Consider the following 25,508-nt stretch of genomic DNA (forward strand, 5'->3'; position numbering starts at 1 on the left):
TTCGTGAGTGTGATCAAAGAACTGCAAACTTATCCTGGGGCGTTCTCCAAGCACGTTATAGTGCAAGCTTGCGCGGCAGCCCGAAACCGGTCATGGACGTAATGACAAGGATTCCCGGTGATCCCGGTTTCATGAGTCGTCGGGCGGCGCGCAAAATTCCCGCCCAAAAAACAGCGTCTAACACGACGCCTGCGCGGGGGCCGGAAATGACGACGCGCTCAGTAGCACGAATGTACAGCCGGAAAGACGGCACGAAAGCCGACTCGCAAGGATAGGCTTTTTCGTTCAGAGGCGTCGTTGTGAGGCGGGCGGGTGAAAAGGACCGATGGGGTTCGGGTCGGTTCTGACGTGGCAGAGGTCCAACCCCAACCATCGGGTGTCGCCGCTGGGAACGTCCCGACCTCAGAGCCACGCTTGAGGACGGGTCAACCAGCCACGGCAACGTCGCCAGCGTACCTGACCCGCGCGACGCGCGCAACGCGACGGCATGGTAAGTCGCCAGAAGATGACGGTTAAGTTTCGGCCATTCCCCACGTGCCCCGATGGGGGGCCGTGAAAATATTCAGGTTTGCTCAAGTCAAGACTGGCCCGCTAGTTGGCACGGCAGCGGAGCTGCAAGACTGAACGTGCACCGCCCACGCTTCCATCATCGGGCGGCGTTGGTCCAGTAGGTCCGTACGGTGATAGGCCGCTTCAACCTTGTTAGCAACGGTATGCGCGAGCGCCCGCTCTGCGAGGTCGCGCGCGTAGCCGTGTTCGCTGGCCCAATCGCGGAAGCTTGAACGAAAGCCGTGCGCCGTTGCGACCCGTCCGGGTGTGTCGCTTTGCGCTTGTACGCGACGCAGGAAAGACGTGAGAACCATGTCACTGACGACCTTCCCGCGCGGTGACGGGAATACAAGCGCTTCGTGCAGCTTCTGTTCCTTCAGCCTTTGGACGAGTGCAAGCGCCGGGGCCGATAGCGGGACGCGATGCGGCTCTTTGGCTTTCATCCGTTCGCCGGGAATGGTCCACACACCGACCTTCAGGTCAAATTCATCCCATACCGCGCCGCGCACTTCGCCGCTACGCGCCGCCGTCAATATCAGGAACAACAAGGCGGCGCGCGTGGCTTCTCCCTGCTTGAATTCGGTAACGTGCTTCTTCACGAACGCGGGCACGTCGCGCCACGGCATCGCGGGCTGATGTTCCTTCTTCGCGTTCTGCTTCGGCAGAATGTGATCGACAACGGAGACAGGGTTCGCTGTGATATGGCCGTGCGCCCACGCCCATTGCATGACCGCGTGCATACGCTGGCGGGTGCGGCTGGCCGTCTCTGCCTTCTCAAGCCAGATAGGCCGCAACACGTCCGCGCAATCGGCGGGCGTCACAGCGTCGAGCTTCTTCTGACCAAGCAGCGGAAACGCGTAAGCCTCAAGCGATCTAATCCAGTCGTCCGCATGCTTCGCGTTTCGCCAGCCGGGTTTGAGTTCTTCGTGAACTTTGCGCGCGGCCTTTTCGAAAGTCAGTGCCGCCGCCGTGATGCTGGCGGCCTGCTGTTCACGATCGCGTTCCTCGATGGGGTCTTTGCCCGCGTCAATCAGGCGGCGCATGCCGAGCGCCTTCTCGCGGGCGTCCGCAATTGGCACTTCGGGATAAACCCCGAGGCCCGCGTCGCGGCGCTTGCCGGTCACGGGACTGGTGAAGCGAAGCGTCCACTTACTGCCTGTCTTGCCCGGGGTGAGCATCAACCCTGTCACCTTGCCCTCGAAAATCGGCTTGTCGCCGGGTTGCAGTGCCTTTGCCTATCTGTCAGTGAGTGCCATTTCAGCCCATCGCCAAGTAGCGGATAGTGCCGGAACATTTTAGCCTGTTACGGTGTTGAAATGGCCGCAAACCTTTGATGTGTTGATGTTCGATGGAATGACACGGAAAACTTCGGAATTAATTTTGGCAGACGCCGCCTCCACCAACACATAATCCTGATCCAGCTCAGGATGTCCGAAAACCCCGCCAACTAACGGTTCGCGGGGTTTTTATTTTTCTGCCCCATCTATCATCATCCTGACTAATCCGGGGTACTCGGGGGTATTTCTGATCGTATATCCGCCGTCCTGAATACCTTGCACCCCCACTTCAGTATTCACGGCACTTTGAACAGGTTGACGATGCCGCTGTCAGACGCAGAAATCCGCAGGAACGCGTCGCGCGACAAGACGCAAAGCTCGCCGATGGCGGCGGTGTGTACCTTGAGATGCGTCCGAATGGTTCGCGCTATTGGCGCCTGAAATATCGGCACAGCGGCAAGGAAAAGCTACCGGCTCTCGGCGTATAGATCCGCGAATCACCATCCTTCAAGGTAGTGCGTTTCAGGTCAGCCAGCCGGCGCACTGCGACGTCGATCTTGTCGGACGCGATCCGCTTACTTTCAGTGGCCGCTTTTGTCGCCTTCGCGTCCAGAATGCGCTCCGCATTGGCGAGACGTGTCCGCTACTTGAAAAGCTCCTGTTCGAGCTTCGTCGCCCGCAGCGATTGTTTTCGGCAATCAGTGTCTGAATGCGACGCTCATTATCGGCCTGGGCGTGCGAAAACACCGCCTCCATTGCCATCGGGGCTTTCAGATTCCGCCCGCCATGCTCCCAATACAACTCCGCAAACTCCCGAATGCTCATGACAGCGCCGAACATCTTTATGTACTTCTTGTAGTCCGCTTCAATTTGAGCCGAGTAGCACATGGACGCCTTCCCCGGACCTTCCCATGATAGTGCTGAACATAAGCCGTAAATGTTGGCTACACGGTGTATCGGGCCCCTCGTCTCAGGGCGTGATCCTACGATAAATCAGAAAAGACCTGCCGGTTGCGCAGCGTCATCGCAACTAAAATAATCACTTCCCTGCGAGTCGCTTCTCTTCCGCCACCGCAGTGTACTTGATGGTTGTGGCATCTACGCAACGTTTTGCATTCCTCATCGTTCGATGATTTTCGAGAAACCATCTGAGGATCAAACGCAGCTATTCTAGAGGGATATCCGTTTCTTTTTCAATCAGATAGGACACTTAATCATGTCGGGACAATATGAAAATGCCATTAGCGTTGCTGGCGTAGGCATGAGCAGATGACGATTTTTTATGCAGCAGTGGAGGATGACCCACTGACGAGCGGCAATGGGAGCCGAGTACACGCTAGTGGCAACGCAGGCACGATCGAGGGCGAAGACGGCAGATATCGCAGGATGGCTTTCATCGGCGATCCAGCGTGGTGCGTTGCGTGCCAGAACAGGGGAGTAATAGTCGGAGGCACGCCGGTCCTGGAGAACCGCCGGATGCTTGACCTCGTGAATGCCAGCAGACGGCAAGCAGTGGGCGGAGATGAGGTCGCATGACAAAAAGCTGCGGAAATTGACTGGGCTGAGTGCACCATGAATGCACCATGGAGATGGCTTGCGGCAATTGCCGGTACAAGCGTTGTAATCGTGCTGGTCGCCTACACGGGCTATGTCAATTCGTATCTCGATCACGAGACGCAGACCACGTTCTTCCTGAAGCGATACCCGACGTTGCAGACGAAGTTCCACGACCCATTTGCCAATGAGAGGGACGACGAGCCGATCGACCAATTGCCGCCGATCGATCGTGCGCACTTTGTTGACTACTGCAAATACCGGTTTGGGATTGTCGATCGTGGCACCGAGTCGCTACAGGAATGCAAGACGAAAATTCCAAGCTACTTGCAATAGGCATGTTGGAATATTGTAGACTTCGTCGGACAGAAGCGACACGCAGATTCGAGCTGCACCATCAAAACTCACTCAAAACCCGTAAGCGGCCTGATGCTTGCGGGTTTTTTGTTGGCTGCCGATAAAACAGAAGGCCCGCTCCTCGAGCGGGCCTTTTTGCTTGCGAGCATCAAAGCCGCGCGAAGCCAAAGGAATAAACGCATCCCTTCAATCGTTCATTCCTCACGCGCGCCCGCACGCTGCGTTCCGCGCGAGACCAACACCAAAATCAGGAGCCGACATCATGCGCAAGACTCTCTTATGCATCTCCACACTGACCCTCCTTGCACTGCAACAGACCGCTTTTGCCGAAGCCCCGAAGATCGTCGACGGCCGCTTCGTCACGGCGGACGGTATGACGCTCTACACCTTCGACAAAGACACCAAGCCCGGCGTGAGCGCCTGCACCGGCGGCTGCATGAACAACTGGCCGGCGGCCACGGCGAGCGCGTCCGACAAACCGTCAGGCGACTGGACGGTCATCCCTTCCGCCGACGGCAAACAGCAATGGGCGTACAAAGGCCATCCGCTGTATCGCTATGCGGCCGACAAGCAGGCAGGAGACATGAAGGGAGAGGGCTTCAAGGACATGTGGCACACGGCAAAGCCTTAACCGATAGCCGCTGAACGACGGGGCCCGAGCCAAGAGGCTTGATCAAACGCACCAGCGCGCAACAACGCACACCAACGAAAAACGCCGGCTGCATGCCGGCGTCTCAAACAAACACAAAAAGCGGAACGTAAAAGCAAAACCCGAAAGCGCTGACTCGCGCCCTTATTCGTCTTTAGGACACTGCAAATTACACCCGTTCGGATCACCGTTGTCACCGCGCTTGCGCATGGCTGACTTTTTGTTGGACTGGTATTTGTCCGAAGGCGCCGACGCCGCAAATGGCATCTGCGGATGTTCGGCAAGACGAAACTGATCTTGCAATATACCGCCCGGCACACCCGGCGAGTTCTGCGCGAAGGCAGCCGAAGCGGTGACGAGAAGTACACCGGCCGTCGCTGCGGCAGCACATGCGTGAAGAAGAGCTTTCATATCGATTCGGCGCGGCACAGCGCGCGGTTAAGGCGTAAGCGGAAGGTTAGAGATTATCCCAAACAAACGCCCTATGCAGCGGCGACGGCGCCAATTTGTTTACAGTCGCTTACATCGCAGCTGGGCCAAGCCCCACATCGAGATCGAGCAGATTGCCGCAGTCGCGCGGATCGTAACCTTCGAGTTGTTCGACGCCGTGCCGAAACGCGGCGCCGCGCAGCAGGCCGATCACCGTTGCAAGCGGCATGCGCTCCAGCCGGGCGCGGTCGCAGGCGAAGTAATAGTCTTCGTCGACAATCGGAATGAAGTCGAGCCCAAAGTGATGCGCCGCCGGCTCGACGCCGAAACCCACATCCGCCATGCCGCTCGCCACGAACGCCGCAATCGCCGAATGCGTGAGTTCCGTCGACGCATAACCATTGACCCGGTCCGGATCGACCCCGACTTTTCGTAGTGCGAGATCGAGCACCATGCGCGTGCCGGAACCGGGCTGGCGATTGACGAAGCGAATGTCATCGCGCGCGAGATCGCTCAGACCACCGATTCCCTTGGGATTGCCCTTGCCGAGAAAGAGGCCCTGCTTGCGTTTGGTCAGATGCACGAGCACGTGACGCTGTGGATCGAGCCAGCGCCGATACGTATCAGCGCATACCGCGCGGAACTCGCCTAGCGGCAAGTGGAAACCGGCCAGATCACATTCGCCGCGGGCGAGCGCGCTCACCGCGTCCGCGCTGTCGCGGTATTTGATATCGACCGGCAGATCGTTCGCGACCAGCGCCGTCACCAGCGCCGCCACGGCGTACCCGTGCGACGCGTGGATCCGCACGTCATCGGCAGGTGGCGCGAGCCAGCGGTTCAGGTCGCTGGCGACTTCGCTTGCGAGCGCCTGCATGTTGCCGTCGAGCCGCTCGCCGCACAGACGCTGCGCGCGCAACACGGCCTGCCCGAGTTCGGACAGCACCGAGCCGCGCCCACGCTCCTTCGCGATCAGCGGACCACCCAACCGCTCCTCGATGCTGCGCAACAAACCCCACGCGTGACGGTAGGACAAACCCTTAAGCGTCGCCGCCTGCGCGATGCTGCCGGATTCGTCCACCAGCGCGAGCAGCGGCACCACGTCCGACAGGCTGGCCTCACGGCCGTCCGGGCCCTTCACAACCAGCTGCGCCTGACACTCGATCCTGATCATATATGCTTTGGTCTTTCCTATTGCGCGAGGCGTATCACCCGCCTATTGTTCAGCTATCCCATATCGAATATACGAAGCATAAGTGCACGCTTTATGAATAACAAGTGCATATATGACTTTGGAGGAGCCCCCACTTGGACGATTCCATCGCCGTCGCGCCGGAGCAACTCGTGCAGCGTCACGCGCAGCCGGGCATGTCGCTGCTAGCGGTACTGCACGCCATTCAGGACGAACTCGGCTACGTGCCGCCCGACGCGGTCGCGCCTCTCGCGCGTGCCATGAACCTGTCGCGCGCGGAAGTGCACGGCGTGATCACCTACTACCACCACTTCCGCACGCAGCCTGCGGCGCCCGTCACGGTGCAACTGTGCCGCGCCGAGGCATGCCGCAGCATGGGCACCGAGGCGCTCGCGCAGCATATCGAGGCGCACACCGGCTGCCGTTTTGACGCGGAGCATCGGCATGGCGCGACGGTCGAACTGGAATCGGTCTACTGCCTCGGCCAATGCGCGCTGTCGCCGGCACTGACGCTCAACGGCACGTTGCATGCGAAAGTCACGCCGCAAAAATTCGACGCGCTCTTCGCCGCCGCCAGCAAATGCGTGGAGGCAACGGCATGACGCGAATTTACGTTCCCTGCGATTCGTCAGCGCTTGCGCTCGGCGCCGACGCACTGGCTCAAGCGATCGAATCCGAAGCAGCACGCCGTGGCGTTGAAATCGAACTGGTTCGCAACGGTTCGCGCGGTTTGCTATGGCTCGAGCCGCTCGTCGAAGTGGCGACGGCTGAAGGCCGCGTCGGTTATTCGAACGTCGAAGAGAGCGACGTCGCCGCGCTATTCGACGCCGGCTTTATCGAGGGCGGCGAGCACGCCCGCCGCGTCGGCGTGGTCGATGACATACCGTATCTGAAGAAGCAACAGCGCCTGACTTTTGCGCGCATCGGCATCACCGATCCGCTTTCCATCGACGACTACGTCGCCCACGGCGGCCTCGAAGGTCTCAAGCAAGCCCTGCAAACCGACGGCGACGCCGCCTGCGAAGCGCTGGTCGAATCCGGCCTGCGCGGCCGAGGCGGCGCAGCCTTCCCTGCCGGCATCAAATGGCGCACGGTGCGCGGCGCGAAAGCGGCGCAGAAATACATCGTCTGCAATGCGGACGAAGGCGACTCCGGCACCTTCTCCGACCGCCTGGTGATGGAAAGCGACCCGTACGTACTGATTGAAGGGATGATCATTGCGGGCGTCGTGACGGGCGCGACGGTCGGCTACATCTACGTCCGCAGCGAATATCCGCACTCGATCGCGACGCTCGAAGCCGCGATCGCGAAAGCACGCGCCGCCGGCTGGCTCGGCGACAGCGTGCTCGGCTCGACGGCGCATCGCTTCGAACTGTTCGTGGCGAAAGGCGCAGGCGCTTATGTCTGCGGCGAAGAAACCGCGCTGCTCGAATCGCTCGAAGGCAAACGCGGCATCGTGCGCGCGAAGCCACCGGTGCCGGCGCTGGTCGGCCTCTACGGCCAGCCGACGGTGATCAACAACGTCATCACACTCGCGACGGTGCCGATCATCTTCGCGCGCGGCGCTGCTTTCTATAAAGACTTCGGCATGGGCCGTTCGCGCGGCACGCTGCCCTTCCAGCTCGCCGGCAATGTGAAACAAGGCGGCCTGGTCGAACTGGCGTTCGGCGTCACACTGCGCGAACTGCTCTTCGACTACGGCGGTGGCACGGCCAGCGGACGTCCGGCGCGCGCCGTGCAGGTCGGCGGCCCGCTCGGCACGTATCTGCCGGAAAGCCAGTGGGACATCCCCATGGACTACGAAGCGTATGCAGCCGTCGGCGCGGTGGTCGGCCACGGCGGCATCGTCGTGCATGACGACACCTCGAATCTCGCCGAACTCGCGCAGTACGCGATGCACTTCTGCGCGCTCGAATCGTGTGGCAAATGCACGCCGTGCCGGATCGGCTCGACGCGCGGCGTCGAAGTGATCGGACGGATTCGCAACGGCGATACGTCCACGCGGCAGGTGCAGTTGCTACGCGATCTGTGCGACACGATGGTGTCCGGTTCGCTCTGCGCGATGGGCGGCATGACGCCGTTCCCGGTGCTGTCCGCGCTCGACCATTTTCCCGAAGACTTCGGTCTCGATAACGTGCACGACCACGCGCCCAAAGCGGCTGCGGCCTGACCCAGGAGCCTCACATGTCCGATGTGCTCAACTCCCCTTCCGGCGCCCCGAAGGAAGTCCCCATGGGGGGCGGCTGCGGCTCCGGAAATTGCGCGTGCAAATCGCAGGCACAAACGCAGGCACAAACGCAACGATCTGCGCCCCGTTCGTTTTTCGACGACACCGACTACGGCACACCAGCGCGTCATGCCGACGTCGACGTCACACTGGAAATCGATGGCCAGGCGGTGACGGTTCCGGCGGGCACGTCGGTGATGCGCGCTGCCGTCGAAGCCGGCGTCAACGTGCCGAAGCTCTGTGCGACTGATTCGCTTGAGCCGTTCGGCTCATGTCGTTTGTGTCTGGTCGAGATCGAAGGCAAGCGCGGCTACCCCGCGTCGTGCACGACACCCGTCGAAGCCGGCATGAAAGTCCGCACGCAAACCGATCGTCTGCAATCGCTGCGCCGTAACGTGATGGAACTGTACATTTCCGATCACCCGCTCGACTGCCTGACCTGCCCCGCTAACGGCGACTGCGAATTGCAGGACATGGCAGGCGTCACCGGCTTGCGCGAAGTGCGCTACGGATTCGACGGTGCGAACCACTTGAAAGACAAGAAGGACGAATCGAATCCGTACTTCACCTACGACCCCTCGAAGTGCATCGTCTGCAATCGCTGTGTGCGCGCGTGCGAGGAAACGCAAGGCACGTTTGCGCTGACGATCGCCGGACGCGGTTTCGAATCGCGTGTCGCGGCAAGCGAAAACCAGCCGTTCATGGAATCGGAATGCGTGTCGTGCGGTGCGTGCGTCGCCGCATGCCCGACTGCGACCTTGCAGGAAAAGACCGTCATCATGCTCGGCCAGGCCGAGCATTCGGTCGTCACGACGTGTGCATATTGCGGCGTCGGCTGCTCGTTCAAGGCCGAGATGAAGGGCAACCAGGTCACACGGATGGTGCCGCACAAGAACGGCCAGGCCAACGAAGGCCACGCGTGCGTGAAGGGCCGCTTTGCATGGGGCTACGCGACGCACAAGGACCGCATCACCAAGCCGATGATCCGCGCGAAGATCACCGATCCGTGGCGCGAAGTCAGCTGGGAAGAAGCGCTCACTTACGCGGCGTCGGAGTTCCGCCGCATTCAGGCGAAGCATGGCCGCGATTCGATCGGCGGAATTACATCTTCTCGCTGCACGAACGAAGAAACGTATCTCGTACAGAAGCTCGTGCGCGCTGCCTTCGGCAACAATAACGTCGACACCTGCGCGCGCGTCTGCCACTCGCCCACCGGCTATGGCCTGAAGGCAACGCTGGGCGAATCGGCTGGCACGCAAACCTTCGCATCGGTGGATAAAGCCGACGTCATCGTGGTGATCGGCGCGAATCCGACCGACGGCCACCCGGTGTTCGGCTCGCGCCTGAAGCGCCGTGTGCGCGAAGGCGCGAAGCTGATCGTGGTGGACCCGCGCCGCATCGATATCGTCGACACGCCGCACGTGAAGGCCTCGCATCATTTGCAATTGCGCCCCGGCACCAACGTCGCGGTGGTCAATGCGCTCGCGCATGTGATCGTGACCGAAGGGCTGCTGAACGAAGCGTTCATCGCCGAGCGCTGCGAAACGCGCGCGTTCGAGCAATGGCGTGCGTTCGTCGCCCTGCCAGAGAACGCGCCGGAAGCGACGGAGGAACTCACCGGCGTGCCCGCCGCATCCATTCGCGAAGCTGCCCGCATCTACGCCACCGGCGGCAATGCCGCGATCTACTACGGCCTCGGCGTCACCGAACACGCGCAAGGCTCGACGATGGTGATGGGCATCGCGAATCTGGCGATGGCGACCGGCAACATCGGCCGCGAAGGTGTCGGCGTGAATCCGCTGCGCGGTCAGAACAACGTACAGGGTTCGTGCGACATGGGCTCGTTCCCGCACGAACTGCCGGGCTATCGTCATATCAGCGATTCGATCACGCGCGCGTTGTTCGAAGAAGCCTGGAACGTCACACTGCAGCCGGAACCGGGCCTGCGCATTCCGAACATGTTCGACGCCGCCGTGCACGGCACCTTCAAGGGCCTGTACTGCCAGGGCGAAGACATCGTGCAGTCCGATCCGAACACGCACCATGTGTCGGCAGCGCTGTCATCGATGGAATGTATCGTCGTGCAGGACATTTTCCTCAACGAGACCGCAAAGTACGCGCATGTGCTGTTGCCAGGCTCAACGTTCCTCGAAAAGGACGGCACCTTCACCAACGCGGAGCGCCGCATCTCACGTGTGCGCAAGGTGATGCCGCCAGTGCCGGGTTACGCCGACTGGGAAGTGACGGTGATGCTCGCGCGCGCGCTCGGGTATGAAATGGACTACGCGCACCCGTCGCAGATCATGGACGAGATCGCGCGTCTCACGCCAACTTTCCATGGCGTGTCGTACAGGAAGCTCGACGAACTCGGCAGCATCCAGTGGCCTTGCAACGAGGATGCGCCCGACGGTACGCCGACCATGCACATCGACACGTTCGTGCGCGGCAAGGGCAAGTTCGTGATTACGAAGTTCATCGCCACGCCTGAGAAGGTCACGCGCAAATTCCCGCTGCTGCTGACCACGGGCCGCATCCTGTCGCAGTACAACGTCGGTGCGCAAACACGCCGCACCGAGAATTCGCGCTGGCATGATGAAGACCGGCTGGAACTGCATCCGTACGATGCAGAAGAGCGCGGCATCAAGACCGACGACTGGGTCGGCATCGAATCGCGCGCGGGGCAAACGGTGTTGCGCGCGAAAGTGACCGAGCGCATGCAGCCGGGGGTCGTCTACACGACGTTCCACTTCCCGGAATCGGGCGCGAACGTGATCACCACCGATAGTTCGGACTGGGCCACCAACTGTCCCGAGTACAAGGTGACCGCGGTGCAGGTGATGCCAGTCGAACAGCCGTCGCAATGGCAACAGGACTATTCGCGCTTCAACACGGAGCAGCTCGATCTGCTGAAGCAGCGCGAGTTGGCCAACGCAACATCGGGTAAGTGAGGCAAGCCATGGACAATCAGAATCTGATCGACATGGCGAACCGGATCGGCGATTTTTTCGATTCGATGCCGGATCGCGAAGAAGCGCTCACCGGCATCGCCGATCATATCCGCCGCTTCTGGGAGCCGCGCATGCGGCGCGCTCTGCTGGCCGCGCTCGATGAGCCGGATGCGAGCGGCATCGAGATGTCGGGCATCGTCAGAGAAGCGCTCGTCAAGCATCGTGACGAACTGACGCCGGCCGCACTTTCTGCGGTATAGGCGGGCCGCCGTTCACCCGGCTCCTGACATACGCAAGGCGGCCCATGTCAGGGGTCGCCTCGCACGGTCACTTCGCAGACCCACCTCATAGCGCCGCCTGCTCCGGTATCACCCCTCCCACGGCGAACCACGCTTCGCAATGCCGCAGCAAGCCGTGCAGATCGGACCCGGTGCGTCCGCGCGCGCTGATGTAGCCGTCCGGCCGAACCAGATAAAACGACGGCCTTGTGCGTCCATATGATTCGGACAGCGACGGAGCGCCCTCGCCGCTCGTATCGGTCACGCGCCAGATGCGTACCGCGCCCGGCAACAATTTTTCGACTTCCGCAGCCAGTCGCTCCAATTCCGGGTCCGGCGACGGTGCGTGTTTGGCGGCCGGATCGAGCGGCGTTCCATCGACAGGCAGCGGCGGGACCAGCAGGAACAAGGAGAAAAACGCCGGATCGTGCAGATCGAAAATGCAACCGACGCCCGGCGCCCGGCCAAGCGGCCCGTCCACCACATGCACCAACGCATCCGGCGCCCGCTCGCCGGCACGCGGGCCGCCGTCGAGCAGGCGTTCGAGCGTCAGCGGACTGCGCCGATACTGGACCGACAACTCGCTTATGGTCATGCGCGCCGCGTCGCGCAGCGGACCCAGTGCGGCCAGCACCGGCATCACACGCTCGCGTAGCAGCTTCAGCGGCCCATGATCGGCCTCGGCCATATGCGTGATGAAACCGGTTTGCCGCAGCACGTCGCGCTCGATCGGATGCCGTTCATGGTGGTACGTATCGAGCAGACGGTCAGGCGCGGCGCCTTTCAAAACGCGCGCGAGCTTCCAGCCGAGGTTGAATGCCTCCTGAATGCCCGTGTTCATCCCTTGCGCGCCGGCCGGGCTGTGCACGTGAGCCGCATCCCCCGCGAGGAAGATGCGACCGACGCGCAACCTCTCCACCATCCTGCTATTCAGATGGAAATACGACGACCACGCGAGCTCCGACACGTCGACTCGTTCCCGCACGCGCCGGGCGATCAACGCATTGCATTCCGAAAGCGACGGCGGCGAGACCCGGTTGAGCGGCGGTTCGCCGAGCCCCCCCGGTGTGGCCGGCTCCGGGACTGTAGTCGGTTCGAGCGGATGATCCGCAATCAGACGGTGACGGCCATGACCCATCGGAAACAGCGCGACAAGACCCTCACCTGACGCGAAGATATGGAACTCGTCTTCAGGCCAATCGGTTTCGGCATGCACATCCGCAAGCAGGAACGTCTGCTCGAAGGTCTTGCCCGCGAAGCTCAGCCCAAGCCGGTGACGGATCGTGCTATGCGCACCGTCAGCCGCGATCACGTACGACGGGCGCAGGGTCTCGGTATGGCCGTCCGCGCGACGCAACGTCACCTGAATGCTGGCGGAACCCTGCGCGAACATCATCAGCTCGACGCCGCGTTCGACCGTCACGCCGAGCGTCGCCAGATGCTCCGTCAGCAAACGTTCGGTCACGGATTGATCGAGAAACAGCAGATACGGATAGCGCGTGTGCAGCGGATCGAAGTCGAGGCGCGCGAGACGCATGCCATTGGAAAAAAGATTGGCGATGCGCGCGCGATGACCGAGTTCGAGAAACGGCTCGATCAGCCGGTGCTGCTCGAACAGTTCGAGCGTGCGCGCCTGAATACCAATAGCCCGCGAATACGGGTTCGGTTGCAGCGCTTTGTCGATCAGGCGCACGGGGATGTGGGCACGCGCCAGACTCATCGCCGCGGCGAGCCCGGTCGGCCCCGCCCCGACGATCAGCACCGGCGACGCATCGTGTGCGGCAGCGTCCATGCGGGACTCCGGAGGCAACAAGTCGTTCTAGTGTACGCCGCCGATAGTCCGCTCAACGGTGCGCTGCATCAATCGTGGGAATGATCCATCGCGCATCGGTGCTCGGTGGTGCCGAGGTCGACTTGCAGCGTGGCGTGCTGCATCGAGAAACGTTCGCGCAGCGTGACGACGATGCCATCGATCGACTCGTCGCCGGGATGGCCTGCCGGCATCACCAGATGCGCGCTGAGCGCGTTGCCGGTGGTCGACAGCGCCCACACATGCAGGTCGTGCACGTCAGTGACGCCGGGCTGTTCGGCAAGATAGTCGCGGATATTCTGAAGGTCGACACCGGGCGGCACTGCATCGAGTGCCATGCGCACCGAATCGCGCAACAGGCCCCACGTGCCCACCACCACCACCGCAACCACGAGCAGGCTCATCACCGGGTCGAGCCACGTCCAACTTGTGTAGAGAATCACGAGGCCGCTGATCGCGACCGCGGCTGAGATGGCGGCGTCCGCGGCCATATGCAGGAAAGCGCCGCGTAGGTTCAGGTCGTCCTTCTGCCCGCGCATGAAGAGCCACGCCGAGAAGCCGTTGACGACCACGCCGACCGTCGCGACGACGAACACCACGAGTCCCGCGACCGGTGCCGGATTCATCAGGCGCCCGATTGCCTCGGCGACGATCACGCCGCACGCGAAGAGCAACAGCCCCGCGTTGGCGAGCGACGCCAGGATCGACGAACTGCCGTAGCCGAATGTGTAGCGTGCTGACGGGCGGCGCGCGGCGAGCCAGGTTGCGCCCCAGGCGAGCAGCAGGCCGAGTACGTCGGAGAGGTTGTGGCCGGCGTCGGCGAGCAGCGCGGTGGAATGCGCGATCACGCCGTAGACGGCCTGAACCACCACGATCGCTACGTTCAGTGCGACGGCGAGCGCGAAGGCGCGGCCGTGGCCTGCGACGGGTGCGTGGGCATGGGTGTGGCTGTGACCGGCGTGGCCGCGGGCACTTCGACTATGGCTATGGCTGTGGTTATGGCCGGCTTGGCTATCGTGGCCATGCTCGCTGCCGCTCTGCCCGCCGTGGCCGTCAGCGCCGTGGCTGTGAGCGTGGTCGGCGTCGTGTGAACCACACTCGAGTGCATCCTGCGTGTTTGCGTCAGGCTCATGCGCTCCATGGTCCTGCGAACCGCGCTCTTTTCCCTCGACCTGCGCATCTGCGTCATCGACCCCGTCGAACTCCCCCTTGAGCCACACCGGCGCGTGGTCGTCCTCACGTTCCTCGGTGGCCCGGTTCGGGGTGGTGGTTTTCTTCATGACGGGTCCAGAGGAAATTCGCCAGCCGGCTCAGCCACATGCTCGAGCATGCCGGCCAGCATCGCGCTGATATGACGGTCCGCAGCAAGATAGAACACCTGCTTGCCCTGCCGCTCCGCGCGCACAATCCGCGCAGCGCGCAACAGCCGCAAATGGTGGCTCACCAGCGACGACGACAAGCCCAGCCCTTGGGCAATCGCACCGACCGCGCGCCGCTCGTCGACGCAAGCAAGCACGATGCGCAAGCGCGTCGGGTCGCCGAGCAGGCGAAACAGGTCGGCCAGCGGCACGATCGTCTCAACGGGACGGTCTTCGAAACTGACAGGCGATGGCGTGGAAACCACGGTGAGCGGCATCTTCAGCACACATATGAACAGGTATTCACATGTTATAGCTATCGAGACAACTGGTCAAATCGGAGGGTGGTCCGGCGAGTGTGGGAAAATGCGGCCTCTGTCTCACCCGAATGCCATCCCTCCGTCATGCAACAAGTATTTGACCGCGCTTTCGCGGCGCATCGTGACGGCCGCCTCGACGACGCCGAACGCGGCTACCGCGCGACGCTCGACGGCAATCCCGTGCACGTCGATGCGTTGCACCTGCTGGGCGTCCTGCGCCACCAGCAGGGTCAGCACGCCGAAGCCGCCGAACTCGTACGGCGCGCGGTGAACCTGCGCCCGGAAGACGCCGCGCTGCAACTGAACCTCGGCAACGCGCTGAAGGCGCTGGGCAAGATCGACGACGCCATCGAACAGTTCCGCAATGCGCTCACGCTGGCGCCGTCTTTCCCGCTGGCGCACTACAACCTGGGCAATGCATACGCGTCGGTGGGCCGCCACGAAGACGCCGCCGACGCTTTCGAGAAATCGCTACGCCTGCAACCGGACGACGCCTCGTCGCACAACAATCTCGGCAACGCATTGCATGCGCTCGGCCGTCATGCGGAAGCGATCGCGTCGTTCCAGCGCGCGCTCGAGCTGCGCCCGGGGCATGCGGGAGCGCTCAACAATCTGGGCATGTCGCTGAACGCGCTTGACCGCGCGGACGAAGCGATTCCGCGCTTTCAGGCGGCACTGGCAGCCGAACCGCGTTTCGTTGCCGCGCACTTCAATCTCGCCAATACGCTCGACGCCCTCGGCCGTCACGAAGAAGCGGTCGCCTCTTTCCAGGCGGCGCTTGCTTTGCAGCCGAACCTGCCACCCACCATTTTCGGACTCGGCAACGCGCTTGCGGCACTGGGACGCCATGCGCAAGCCCTGCCCTATCTCGAGCGCGCGGTCGGACTCGATCCGCAATTCGCGCTCGCATGGCTGAGTCTCGGCACAGCACATCAAGCGCTCGGTGCGCACGCCGCGGCTATACGGGCCTTCGATCAGGCGCTGCGCCTGCGGCCCGACCTTGCGTCCGCACACATGAACCGCGCGCTTGCATGGCTCGCGTTACGCGATTTCGCGCGCGGGCTGCCGGAATACGAATGGCGGTTGCAGACTACCGCGCAGCCGGTCATCCAGACGTTGCCGCGCTGGCACGGCGAGCCGATCGAACAACGCACGCTCCTCGTCCACGCCGAGCAGGGTTTCGGCGATACGTTGCAATTCGTGCGCTTCGTGCCGCTGGCCGCGCAGCGTGCAGCGCGCGTTGTGCTCGAAGTGCAGCCGCAACTGCTGCCGCTGCTTGCTCCGGCCGCGCAAGCCTGGCGCGTGACGTTGATCGCACAGGGCGCACCGCGTCCAGCGGCAGATCTGCAATGCCCGCTGCTGAGCTTGCCGCTCGCGCTCGGCACGACCTACGACGCGATTCCCGCCCGCACGCCTTACCTCAGTGCACCGCCGGCTTACAGCCGCAAATGGCGCGGTTCGCTCGGCGGTCACGCGAAGCGCAAGATCGGCATTGCATGGTCAGGACGCATCCAGCAGAACGAAACCCGTTCGATGCCGCTCGCCGCGCTTGCGCCACTGTTCGCGCTCGAAGGGATCGACTGGATCGTGCTGCAACCTGAACCGAGCGCCGAAGAACGCGCGGCGCTCGACGCGCATCCGCGCGCGGCGTCGATTCATCGCTTTGATAAACGGATCGGCGATTTTGCGGACACCGCGGCGATCGTCGAGCGGCTCGACGCGGTCGTGTCGATCGATACGTCGATCGCTCACCTCGCCGGCGCACTGAAAAAGTCGCTGTGGCTGATGCTGCCGTTCGCCGCGGATTGGCGCTGGTTCGTCGGCGAGACGCGCAGCCCGTGGTATCCGGGCGCAACGCTGCTGCGCCAGCCGCAGCCCGGCGCGTGGGGCGATGTGGTGAATGCGGTGGCGGACGAATTGCGCCGCGGCTAACCGGGCCAGTTTCGCCGAATTCCGTTGCCGATACGGCGCCCAACAAAAAACCCCGCGCTCGTCAGAACGCGGGGTTTTTGTTTGTCCGGATAAACGGTAAACGTTACGCCGTTCGATACTGATCGCGCGACTCCGGCGTGCGATACAGCACGAGCGTCGCGATCAGTCCGCAGATCGCCGCCACGCCCAGGAAAAGGCCCGGCGCTGCCTTGTTGCCCGTGGTGTGAATCAGCAGCGTAGAGATGGCCGGCGTGAAACCGCCGATCGTCGTAGCGAGGCTGTAGGCCAGCGAAAACCCGGCGGTCCGCACTTCGACCGGCATCACTTCGGTCAACGCCACGACCATCGCACCGTTGTAGCTGCCGTACAGGAAAGACAACCACAACTCGACCGCCAGGAGGCGCGCGAATGACGGCTCGGCGACCAGCCATTGCAGCGCCGGGTACGCGGTAATGATCGTCAGGATCGTGAAGGCGAGCAGCACTGGACGGCGGCCGATGCGGTCCGACAACGCGCCCGCGAGCGGCAGCCAGATCAGGTTCGACAAACCAATACAGACGGTGACGACGAGCGTATCGATCGACGACAGCTTCAGCACTTCCTTGCCGAAGGTCGGCGTATAGGCCGTGATCATGTAGAACGACACGGTGGTCATGATGACCATGCCCATGCCGCCCAGCACGATGCCCCAGTTCGCGGCCATCGTCTTCATGATCTCGCCCATGCATCGGACGATGCTTGCGTGCCTTGAATTCCTCGGTTTCCTGCAACGAACGGCGGATCAGGAACAGGAACGGCACGATCAGGCAGCCAATCAGGAACGGAACGCGCCAGCCCCAGGCCGTCATCTGGTCAGCCGGCAGCACTTTGTTGAGCACCACGCCGATCAGCGCGGCGAACACCACGGCAACCTGCTGGCTGCCCGACTGCCACGCGCAATAGAAGCCTTTGTTGCCCTTGGTGGCGATCTCCGACAGATAGACCGACACGCCGCCCAGTTCAACCCCGGCGGAAAAGCCTTGCAGCAGCCGGCCGCCCAGCACGAGTACCGGCGCGAGCACACCGATGGTCGCGTAGCCTGGTATCGACGCCACTGTGAGCGTGCCGAGCGCCATCAGCCCGAGTGTGAGGATCAGGCCTTTGCGCCGGCCGTGATGGTCGATGTAGGCACCCAGCACGATGGCGCCAAGCGGCCGCATCAGAAAGCCCGCGCCGAATACCGACAGCGACAGCATCAGCGAGGCGAATTCGTTGCCGCTCGGGAAATAGGTCTTGGCAATCGCGGATGCGTAATAGCCGTAGACCATGAAGTCGTACATCTCAAGAAAGTTGCCGCTGACGACGCGAAAAACTGTCTTGACCTTGGATTCTTCGGATGAGGAAGTGGCGTGTGACGCAGTAGACATGACATTCTCTTATTGGCCCGTCGCCACACAGACGGGTGGCGCTCAGGCAGTTGAATCGATCCACTGCACTCGGCAAGCGGATGCCCTAGGCAACTTCTTGAAACGCGCCGGGGGCGCTGCATTTTCATGCCGAACAGATTCGCACGATATCAGGGTAAACGTTGTGAAATACCCGGAGTCCGCAACACGTAATGTTACCGGTGATGGCACTGTCGCGCATTCCCTACAGGTTCATTACAGACAACGCCCACTCACCCTTGCGGTAAACTTTTGCAGACAGGCAATTCCCGTTGACCACCATCCCGATGCAAACCTCCCACGCACTTTCGCTGCGGCCTGCGACCCTAGCGGATGCAGCGCTGATCGCCTCGATCCATAGCATCAGCTGGCAGGCTACCTATCGCGGTCTCTTACCGGACGCATTCCTCGACGGCGAAGTCACGCGGGAGCGGGCCGCCTATTGGGAAGCGCGCCTGCGCGCACCGGGCGGCGAGCGTCGCATTGTCCTGATCGCCGAGCTCGCGGGCGAGCCGGTCGGTTTCGTTTGTGTCGAACAGCAACCGGAGTCCGCGTGGGGTGTCCTGCTCGACAACCTGCATGCGTTGCCGGCGCACCAGGGCATCGGCGCAGGCAAGCTGCTGATGCGTGCTGCCGAAGATTGGGCTCGCGCGCAAGGAGAGACGCAGTTGTACCTTTACGTGCTCGAAGGCAACACGCCGGCAATCAGCTTTTACGAGAGGCAAGGCTGGCAGTTCGTCGGCGCCGAACCGGATCATATGGGCGGCGTGGATATTACTGCATTGCGCTACGTGTACCGGCTTGATCGATGAGACAAGCGTGCCTCGTTTTGATCGTCGTCCCAAGCGGCGCCGACTCAGGGTGCACCGGCAGTTCTTTTTCGGAACAATCCGATCGTTAGTTCAGCCACTTCCGGGCATCATCATTCGGATCCCGATGGCTTCTTAGCAAACGCTCATGCGGCGCCGTACTCGATCCGAGTACGGCGTTTCCCTATGGCGTTCTGCAGAGCGTTTCATACGCGTCGCTCCGAAGCCAGAGCCCCCTGAGCCGCCATTCCGCGGCTCCCTCACGAGGCGCTGCGAAGAAACCGATGTCGAACACCATCCCCCTCACCCTGATCGAAGGCTCTATGGCTCTGCCGAGCCTGTCGCCGCTCGGCCGCCTACTGCCTCCGCCATTCGGCCGCGATTGGGCGCTACTGCCGCCAGGACATAGCTTGCGGGCGGAACTCAAGGCGCTCTATGCCGCAGTGTTACGTACCTTCTGTCTGAATGCGGAGGCCATCCGCGCGCTCTGCCAGTGGGAATCGCGGCGCTTGCCGCCGGCTGCGTCATCAGCTTTCACCTCACCGGCTACCTCGACAAGCGTGGTGGACGCACTGGTCGACGAACCTTTGCGAATGTCCGCTGAAGCCACACCTTTCCGGCCGGTTAGCACACCAACAATTCCGGCCTTGCCGTGCGGGTCACAGGTACATCGGGGCGCGCTAGCGGGCGGCGCCTGCGCACTCGGCGGCGCCGCGATGCTTGCCTGGGTTGCGTTCGGTCATCTGGCGCAGCGTCACACGATTAGTGATGTCAAACCGGCGGCCAAGGTTCCAGTTCACCAAGAGGCGCAGTTGGCGGCTCGTCTCTCGCCTGATGCCGCAGTCACGCCCCACACAACCGCCGACAAACGTGCCGCGGCACTCGCACCGAGCGTCACGCCGTCGACCGTGCATGTGGCAAGCGCTTCCGGATCTGCACCCGCACCTGCATCACCTGAAATTTTGCCGAACGCACTTGCCGCTGCGCCGGTGCGCGCCTTCACGGCAAGTTCCACCACGGAAGTCGTCGCGCCAGTCAGGGCAACGCCGGCGCACACCAAAGCCGGCAAGAACGTATCGCACCGCAAGGATAAGCAACCCAGAGACGCCGCGAACCTGCACGAAAGAAACGTCCGCAGTTCGCAGACCACCATCGCGACGCGGTTGTCACCGCGGTTGGCACGCACCTCGCCGATGAACGACGAAGTGCCGCAGATTGCGGTGTCGGCGATCGCACAACGAACGTCACCGGAGCCATCATCGGCGGGCCCCTATTCGCCACTTGCGCCATCGCAACTCGGCACCGACGAATACGCATCGATGACCACGTCAGCCGGCACACACCTGCGCAATATTGCGCCGCCATCGCGCCCTGCTTCGTCGATCAATCCGCCTGGAACCGGTGAGACAGAATGGATCAATCGCATGTCGCAACGGCGCGTGACCGAGGTTCCAGATCAGTTCGCGAAGTAAGTGCGTCGTTATCGCAAAATCGAGTCACAAAAAAAGCCCGGCCGTGAATGACCGGGCTTTTTTACGCTCATGTGCCTACTTCTGTGTTGGCAATCCGAACTCGGTTTGGCGCTGCAACTGCATCACTTCACCCTGTACCTGACGCAACTGCGCCTGCGCCCTTTCCTTTTCCGCGTGTAGCGCAGCCGCCTCGCCTTGCGTCTGCCGCTGGTAGTCGTTGACCTTGGCCTGCTGCGTACGCGCGACGTCGAGGTCAGCCTGCAAGCGCTTCGCGCGATCCTCCGACAATGCGATGATGTCTTCGATATACGCCTTCTGCGCTTGCAACTGCGTGCGGCGAATCTCGACGTCCGCGAGTTGCGCCGTCTGCTGGACGAAGCCGGCATAGACCGCTTCAGCACGGCCCACGTCCTCCGACTTGATCACGCGCCAGAAATGCTTATCCTGAAAGAGCGCGACGTAGTAAGTCATTTGCTGCGGATAGAAAAACAGACTCGCGCCGTAACTGCCGTTATACGTGGTGCGCAATTCGCTCAGCTTCGCGTCGTGAATCATCTGCATCAGTTCGGCGACATTGCCTTGCGCATCGCCGGCGGAAGCCGGCGTGCTTGATGCCGCACTGCGCAGCGCCGCGGCGACCGGCTGCGGCGTCAGCGTGTTCATGGCCGGCCGCGTGCCGACCAGCGGTGCTGCCTCGTCGCTTTGCGCTGCCAGCACGAAACCACCATGCTGCAACAGCGCACACGAGGCCGCGAGCAGCATGGCGCGCCGTACAATTAAGGGGTACTTCATACGTGCATGCTCCATGCAAATCCAAAACAGCCGCAGATTATCGCGCGGATTAGCCATTAAGCGAAGCATTCAAGTGTCGCGCTGACAGACTTTAAATCAAGATAAATCGATAACGAATAATTTGGCCAGATAGACGCATCAGTCGCGAAATAAAAGATTTCAGATAAGACAAAAACGCAACAATCTGACTCATGCGTGATTTATGCGGAAGTTTCCCAATTTGTATGGCGTTCGTGAAAATCCAAGAGCGAGCAGAGCTCGCAATATGGAGATAGCTAGATCGCTCGACCTGCGCATTAGCGATTTCGCACAAGTTCGACGAAGAGGGACCGCGTCAGTTACGCCGGCAATACCGTCAGGCAAATTCCCGGCCGCCTTACGCAGCCCGGTCGATGACCGCTCGCCATCCTGACCATCTCGATAACGGGCTGCCGATGACCGGTGAATCGCCAGGTACCGCGCCCGAGTTGACGGGCGAAGATGAAGCGGAATCCGAAGCAGGAAAACAGCCGCACGAGGCGCGCCGCCGAACATGGCGGCATCGCCTCAAAAAACGAGCTTGAAGGATGACCTCGAACGCGCGACTTGGAGGCGCAGCCTTAAAACCGCGTTTCGCGTGCCACCCGCAGGAAGGTATCGAGCAACGGCGTGCAATCGAGCAACTCCGGCCCGCCCGCGCGATGAAACTCCGGGTGCCACTGCACGCCCATCACGAACGGCGCACGCCGATAGCGCACGGCCTCGATGATGCCGTCCGACGCCGACACTGCCTCGATATTCAGATCGCGGCCAATCGTCTTGACCGCCTGGTGGTGAATCGAGTTGACGATCGCCTCGCGCCGGCCCGGAAACATATTGGCCAGCGTCGAGCCGTCCGGGAAGTGAATGCTGTGCCGATGCTGATCGTAGTGCTCGTTGACGTGCGCGCCGGCAGTCGGCACGTCAGTGGCAATGTCCTGGTACAAGGTGCCGCCGAACGCCACGTTGATCAACTGGCAACCGCGGCATACTCCAAGCACCGGTTTGCCCGACTCGATGAACTCATGCAGCAGTTCGAGTTCGTACATGTCGCGCACACGGTCGCCCGGCCACTCGTGGCTCGTCGCCTGCTCCGCGTACGACTGCGGCGAGACGTCCGCGCCGCCTTGCAGCAGCAGACCGTCAAGATGCTTCGCATAGTCGCGCAGACGGATATTGCTCGGGTGCAGCATGCCCTGATGGCCAACCGTCGGAATCATGAACACCAGCACGTCGCGCGACATGACCCAGTGCGCGATCGATTCCTCGAGGTATTGCAGCGTCTTGCCCCGCAGCCCCTTCGCGCCCGGCTCCGGGTGGAAGATCCGAGCCGACACGCCGATGCGCAGCGTGCGTTGCGTGATCCGTTGGCCGGCGCGATCGAACAACTGACGCGCCCGCGCCGCGATGATCCGGCCGAACACAGTCCACGCCGAATCGTTGTGCTTCAGATAGCGCGGCGGTGAAGGTGGCAACGCGTTCGGCGGCGGCGGATTCGATGCAGTAAAGTCAGGCGCGGCGCCGAAACCCGGCGGCGGAGAACCGGCGGGGCGGGTGGCAGCATCGGCTTCTGCCACTTTTTCCGCTTTTTCAGCGAGAGCAGCATCGTCAGCGGACGCGGTCAGCTCGACGGTAACCGGCTCGCTGTTTTCAAGCGTAGTGGGACGTGAAACTGCCGGACGCGAAGCAGGACCTGTTGCGAAATGTCCTGCCTTTGCAGCCGCGCGCTCATGAACCTCGGCCTCCTGCTGCGCGGTCGATGCGGCCGCCGAACTGCGCGCTTCGGCCGCGTCGCGTTGCTGCGCCGTTTGCGAGTCGGCAGGGGTGACAGTGGACGCGCTCTCAGGGTCGTCGGTCGACGACCTCGCAGTGGCCTCCTCGGCAGCCGACGGCGCCACCACGTCCTTGATCGCGGACTGGATGGAGTCTTCGTGGGAGAGCGGCAGTGAAGCTGCGGGCTCAGGCGGCGTGATGTCGGATTTCGACGCGCCAGGCGCTGTGCCGGACGGCGTTGAGGGCGCCGGCGCCGCCGAAGGCGACGATGGGCTGCCGGGCTTGCCGGCGTTTTCAGGTTTATTTTCGCTCATGACAGTCAGACAGGCGCCTTCACGCGAACGAATGAATATGCCCTGATTATCCGCTAGCGCGGCAAGCCCGGCAAACCCGCACACAATTACTCACATTGTTGCAGGGCAACGGGCCGGGATGCCTGACTTATGGATCCGGCTGCTCTTCGAACGTTTCGCGCAGGGCGATCTGCATCGCCGCGTGGATTTTCACGCACCAGCGCCAGACCAGCGCCAGCAGCAGCGCTGCGCAAACCAGCACCACGGTCAGGAGGCCCGTCGGCGGCAAGATGCTGCCGGAGAGCGCCGCGACCAGCAAAAACACGCCGACCATCGAGACCACCGGCACCAGGTCGGCGATCGCGTAGCGGATCGCGCTGGTGAAGCGCCCCGCTGTCGCCGGCTGCACACTCACCTCGGCGAGCAACAACGCGAGCGACTTGGTCTTGCGATAGACCGCTACCAGGAACGGCATCGACAGCACGAGCGCGATGCTCCACAACACCACGCGCTGCATCGGCTCAGATGCCAGCCAGCGTGCGAGCAAGGTACTGGTGTAAGGCGCGCTATACGACACGATCAGGAAGATCGCCGCGACCAGGGCAAGATTGACGGCAATCTGCAAAATAATCCGCCGCGTCATGCTGAACAACGTCGGCTCGCCGGTTCCGGTGCTCAGACTGCGCAGCCACTGCCCATACATGCCGAACACGTTGGCGAGCGTGCGTGGCATCGCCTGTCCGAGGCGCTGCGTCAATGGATCGGCGGCGCGAATCAGGTATGGCGTGAACAGCGTGGTCAAGGCGGAGACGGCCACCGCAATCGGATACAGAAACGCGCTCGTCACCTTCAAGGTCAGACCGAGCGACGCGATGATGAACGAGAACTCGCCGATCTGCGAGACGGTCATGCCGACCCGCATCGCCGTGCGCCCGTCCTTGCCGGCGAGAAAAGTGCCGAGCCCGCACGAGACGATCTTGCCGACGATCACCGCCACCGTAATCACTGCAATCGGCCATGCGTAGTCGACCAGCACGGCAGGATTCAGCATCAGGCCGATCGTCACGAAGAAGATCGCGGAGAAGGCGTCGCGCAGCGGCGCGATCAGATGCTCGATCCGATGCAGATGGCGCGATTCGGCCATGATCGCGCCGATCAGGAAAGCCCCGAGCGCAATGCTGTAATCGAGCTTCACCACCAGCAGACAGAAGCCAAAGCAGAAGCCGAGCATCGACACCAGCAGCATTTCGTCGCTCCTGGCGCGTGCTACGTAGTTCAGCGCGCGCGGCACAAGCAGAATGCCCACAACTAGCGACACCGTCATGAAGAGCAGCAGCTTGCCGAGCGTTACAACGGCGACACCCGCGCTCAATTGCCCTGTCTGCGCGATGCCAGAAAGCAACACCAGCATCGCGATGGCGAGAATGTCCTCGACGATCAGAATCCCAAAAACGAGCTGCGCGAAGCTCTCGCGCTTCAAGCCCAGCTCAGAGAGCGCCTTGACGATGATGGTGGTCGACGAGATCGCCAGGATCGCGCCGAGGAATAGTGAGTCCATCGGGCTCCAGCCGAACGCACTGCCGATCTCATAACCGATCCACAGCATCAGCACGATTTCGGAGAGCGCCGCGACGATCGCCGTCGCGCCGACCTTGAACAGCTTGCGCAGGCTGAACTCGAGCCCGAGCGAAAACATCAGGAATACCACGCCTAACTCGCCGAGCGTCTGAATGGTCTGCTCGTCGTGAATCAACTGGAACGGCGGCGTGTACGGCCCGATGATCACGCCCGCGGCGATGTAGCCCAGCACCACCGGCTGCTTCAGGCGATGGAACAGCACGGTGACGACGCCGGCGAGCGCCATCACGACCGCCAGATCCTGAATGAAGCCGATGCCATGGTGCATTGATGCGTCCCTTACACAAAGTAATGTCTCGAAAACGCAGTGTAACGCACGCGCACGGCACTCCGAATCGCGCAAACGCCGAAAGGGCGTGGGATTGGCCGGACCACGAGCCTCAGAACGAGACTGCCGGCCCGAAACTTTTTT

The 25,508-nt window shown here is 62.3% G+C and carries 20 protein-coding genes and 1 pseudogene; 11 read left to right on the forward strand and 10 right to left on the reverse strand.

What is annotated here, in order from left to right; translation table 11 throughout:
* Positions 1-572 precede the first annotated feature (572 nt).
* On the reverse strand, positions 573-1,775 hold the full coding sequence (locus KHO31_RS04265) for a tyrosine-type recombinase/integrase (RefSeq protein ID WP_328820947.1): 1,203 nt from the start codon (positions 1,773-1,775) through the stop codon (positions 573-575).
* Positions 1,776-2,083: 308 nt separating this feature from the next.
* On the opposite strand from KHO31_RS04265, the gene KHO31_RS39120 reads away from it, so the two are divergent.
* The 3 genes from KHO31_RS39120 (at position 2,084) to KHO31_RS04275 (ending at position 4,368) form a co-directional block, all read left to right on the forward strand.
* Positions 2,084-2,314: an Arm DNA-binding domain-containing protein gene (locus tag KHO31_RS39120; protein WP_328820946.1), complete on the forward strand. Its 231-nt coding sequence runs from the start codon at positions 2,084-2,086 to the stop codon at positions 2,312-2,314.
* Between the two features lie 1,084 nt (positions 2,315-3,398).
* On the forward strand, positions 3,399-3,716 hold the full coding sequence (locus KHO31_RS04270) for a hypothetical protein (protein WP_201070392.1): 318 nt from the start codon (positions 3,399-3,401) through the stop codon (positions 3,714-3,716).
* Between the two features lie 283 nt (positions 3,717-3,999).
* Entirely contained in the window at positions 4,000-4,368 is a 369-nt protein-coding gene (locus KHO31_RS04275; RefSeq protein ID WP_201070395.1) for a COG4315 family predicted lipoprotein, read from the forward strand.
* A gap of 162 nt (positions 4,369-4,530) precedes the next feature.
* On the opposite strand, the gene KHO31_RS04280 is transcribed toward KHO31_RS04275, so the two are convergent.
* On the reverse strand, positions 4,531-4,797 hold the full coding sequence (locus KHO31_RS04280; RefSeq protein ID WP_201070397.1) for a hypothetical protein: 267 nt from the start codon (positions 4,795-4,797) through the stop codon (positions 4,531-4,533).
* A gap of 109 nt (positions 4,798-4,906) precedes the next feature.
* Positions 4,907-5,986 carry a substrate-binding domain-containing protein gene (locus KHO31_RS04285; protein ID WP_201084698.1) on the reverse strand — a complete coding sequence of 360 codons (1,080 nt, stop codon included), beginning with the start codon at positions 5,984-5,986 and terminating at the stop codon, positions 4,907-4,909.
* Positions 5,987-6,120: 134 nt separating this feature from the next.
* Between KHO31_RS04285 and KHO31_RS04290 the strand changes: the two genes are divergently transcribed.
* Genes KHO31_RS04290 through KHO31_RS04305 form a run of 4 tightly spaced genes read left to right on the forward strand, consistent with a single transcriptional unit; the run spans position 6,121 to position 11,439 of the window.
* The gene (locus KHO31_RS04290) at positions 6,121-6,606 is read left to right on the forward strand and encodes an NAD(P)H-dependent oxidoreductase subunit E (RefSeq protein ID WP_201070400.1); all 486 of its coding nucleotides are present in this window, start codon (positions 6,121-6,123) and stop codon (positions 6,604-6,606) included.
* Positions 6,603-8,174 (forward strand): formate dehydrogenase beta subunit, encoded by a 1,572-nt coding sequence (locus tag KHO31_RS04295; protein WP_201070401.1) that lies wholly within the window; start codon positions 6,603-6,605, stop codon positions 8,172-8,174. The genes KHO31_RS04290 and KHO31_RS04295 overlap by 4 nt, the downstream gene beginning before the upstream one ends.
* A 14-nt stretch (positions 8,175-8,188) precedes the next feature.
* Positions 8,189-11,179, forward strand: coding sequence for a formate dehydrogenase subunit alpha (fdhF, locus tag KHO31_RS04300; RefSeq protein WP_201070402.1), 2,991 nt, complete (start codon positions 8,189-8,191; stop codon positions 11,177-11,179).
* Between the two features lie 8 nt (positions 11,180-11,187).
* Complete coding sequence (locus KHO31_RS04305; protein ID WP_201070403.1) at positions 11,188-11,439, forward strand: formate dehydrogenase subunit delta; 252 nt, start codon at positions 11,188-11,190, stop codon at positions 11,437-11,439.
* Positions 11,440-11,524: 85 nt separating this feature from the next.
* Here the strand turns inward: KHO31_RS04305 and KHO31_RS04310 are convergent, their stop codons facing one another.
* The 3 genes from KHO31_RS04310 to KHO31_RS04320 form a co-directional block, all read right to left on the reverse strand.
* The gene (locus KHO31_RS04310) at positions 11,525-13,249 is read right to left on the reverse strand and encodes an FAD-dependent monooxygenase (protein ID WP_201070406.1); all 1,725 of its coding nucleotides are present in this window, start codon (positions 13,247-13,249) and stop codon (positions 11,525-11,527) included.
* A 68-nt stretch (positions 13,250-13,317) separates the two neighbouring features.
* The gene (locus KHO31_RS04315; protein ID WP_201070408.1) at positions 13,318-14,547 is read right to left on the reverse strand and encodes a cation diffusion facilitator family transporter; all 1,230 of its coding nucleotides are present in this window, start codon (positions 14,545-14,547) and stop codon (positions 13,318-13,320) included.
* The gene (locus tag KHO31_RS04320) at positions 14,544-14,903 is read right to left on the reverse strand and encodes an ArsR/SmtB family transcription factor (RefSeq protein WP_211622802.1); all 360 of its coding nucleotides are present in this window, start codon (positions 14,901-14,903) and stop codon (positions 14,544-14,546) included. The genes KHO31_RS04315 and KHO31_RS04320 overlap by 4 nt, the downstream gene beginning before the upstream one ends.
* A 126-nt stretch (positions 14,904-15,029) precedes the next feature.
* Here KHO31_RS04320 and KHO31_RS04325 point away from each other — a divergent pair, with 126 nt between their 5' ends.
* Positions 15,030-16,877, forward strand: coding sequence for a tetratricopeptide repeat protein (locus KHO31_RS04325; protein WP_211622803.1), 1,848 nt, complete (start codon positions 15,030-15,032; stop codon positions 16,875-16,877).
* A 103-nt stretch (positions 16,878-16,980) separates the two neighbouring features.
* On the opposite strand, the pseudogene tcuC reads toward KHO31_RS04325, so the two are convergent.
* Positions 16,981-18,283: pseudogene (gene tcuC / locus KHO31_RS04330) on the reverse strand (tricarballylate/proton symporter TcuC).
* A 305-nt stretch (positions 18,284-18,588) separates the two neighbouring features.
* On the opposite strand from tcuC, the gene KHO31_RS04335 reads away from it, so the two are divergent.
* Both KHO31_RS04335 and KHO31_RS04340 read left to right on the forward strand, forming a co-directional pair.
* Positions 18,589-19,113 carry a GNAT family N-acetyltransferase gene (locus KHO31_RS04335; RefSeq protein ID WP_201071107.1) on the forward strand — a complete coding sequence of 175 codons (525 nt, stop codon included), beginning with the start codon at positions 18,589-18,591 and terminating at the stop codon, positions 19,111-19,113.
* 281 nt (positions 19,114-19,394) lie between these two features.
* Entirely contained in the window at positions 19,395-20,582 is a 1,188-nt protein-coding gene (locus KHO31_RS04340) for a hypothetical protein (protein WP_201070413.1), read from the forward strand.
* Positions 20,583-20,657: 75 nt separating this feature from the next.
* Here the strand turns inward: KHO31_RS04340 and KHO31_RS04345 are convergent, their stop codons facing one another.
* Positions 20,658-21,374: a DUF2968 domain-containing protein gene (locus KHO31_RS04345; RefSeq protein WP_201070415.1), complete on the reverse strand. Its 717-nt coding sequence runs from the start codon at positions 21,372-21,374 to the stop codon at positions 20,658-20,660.
* Between the two features lie 392 nt (positions 21,375-21,766).
* On the opposite strand from KHO31_RS04345, the gene KHO31_RS04350 reads away from it, so the two are divergent.
* Positions 21,767-21,937, forward strand: a complete 171-nt coding sequence (locus KHO31_RS04350; protein WP_201070416.1) for a hypothetical protein — start codon at positions 21,767-21,769, stop codon at positions 21,935-21,937.
* A 36-nt stretch (positions 21,938-21,973) separates the two neighbouring features.
* Here KHO31_RS04350 and KHO31_RS04355 read toward each other — a convergent pair whose 3' ends face one another.
* Positions 21,974-23,479 carry a gamma-glutamyl-gamma-aminobutyrate hydrolase family protein gene (locus tag KHO31_RS04355; protein ID WP_201070419.1) on the reverse strand — a complete coding sequence of 502 codons (1,506 nt, stop codon included), beginning with the start codon at positions 23,477-23,479 and terminating at the stop codon, positions 21,974-21,976.
* Positions 23,480-23,606: 127 nt separating this feature from the next.
* Positions 23,607-25,364: a cation:proton antiporter gene (locus KHO31_RS04360; protein WP_211622805.1), complete on the reverse strand. Its 1,758-nt coding sequence runs from the start codon at positions 25,362-25,364 to the stop codon at positions 23,607-23,609.
* Positions 25,365-25,508 lie beyond the last annotated feature (144 nt).

It is taken from the genome of Paraburkholderia domus (assembly GCF_905220705.1).
Taxonomy (GTDB): domain Bacteria; phylum Pseudomonadota; class Gammaproteobacteria; order Burkholderiales; family Burkholderiaceae; genus Paraburkholderia; species Paraburkholderia domus.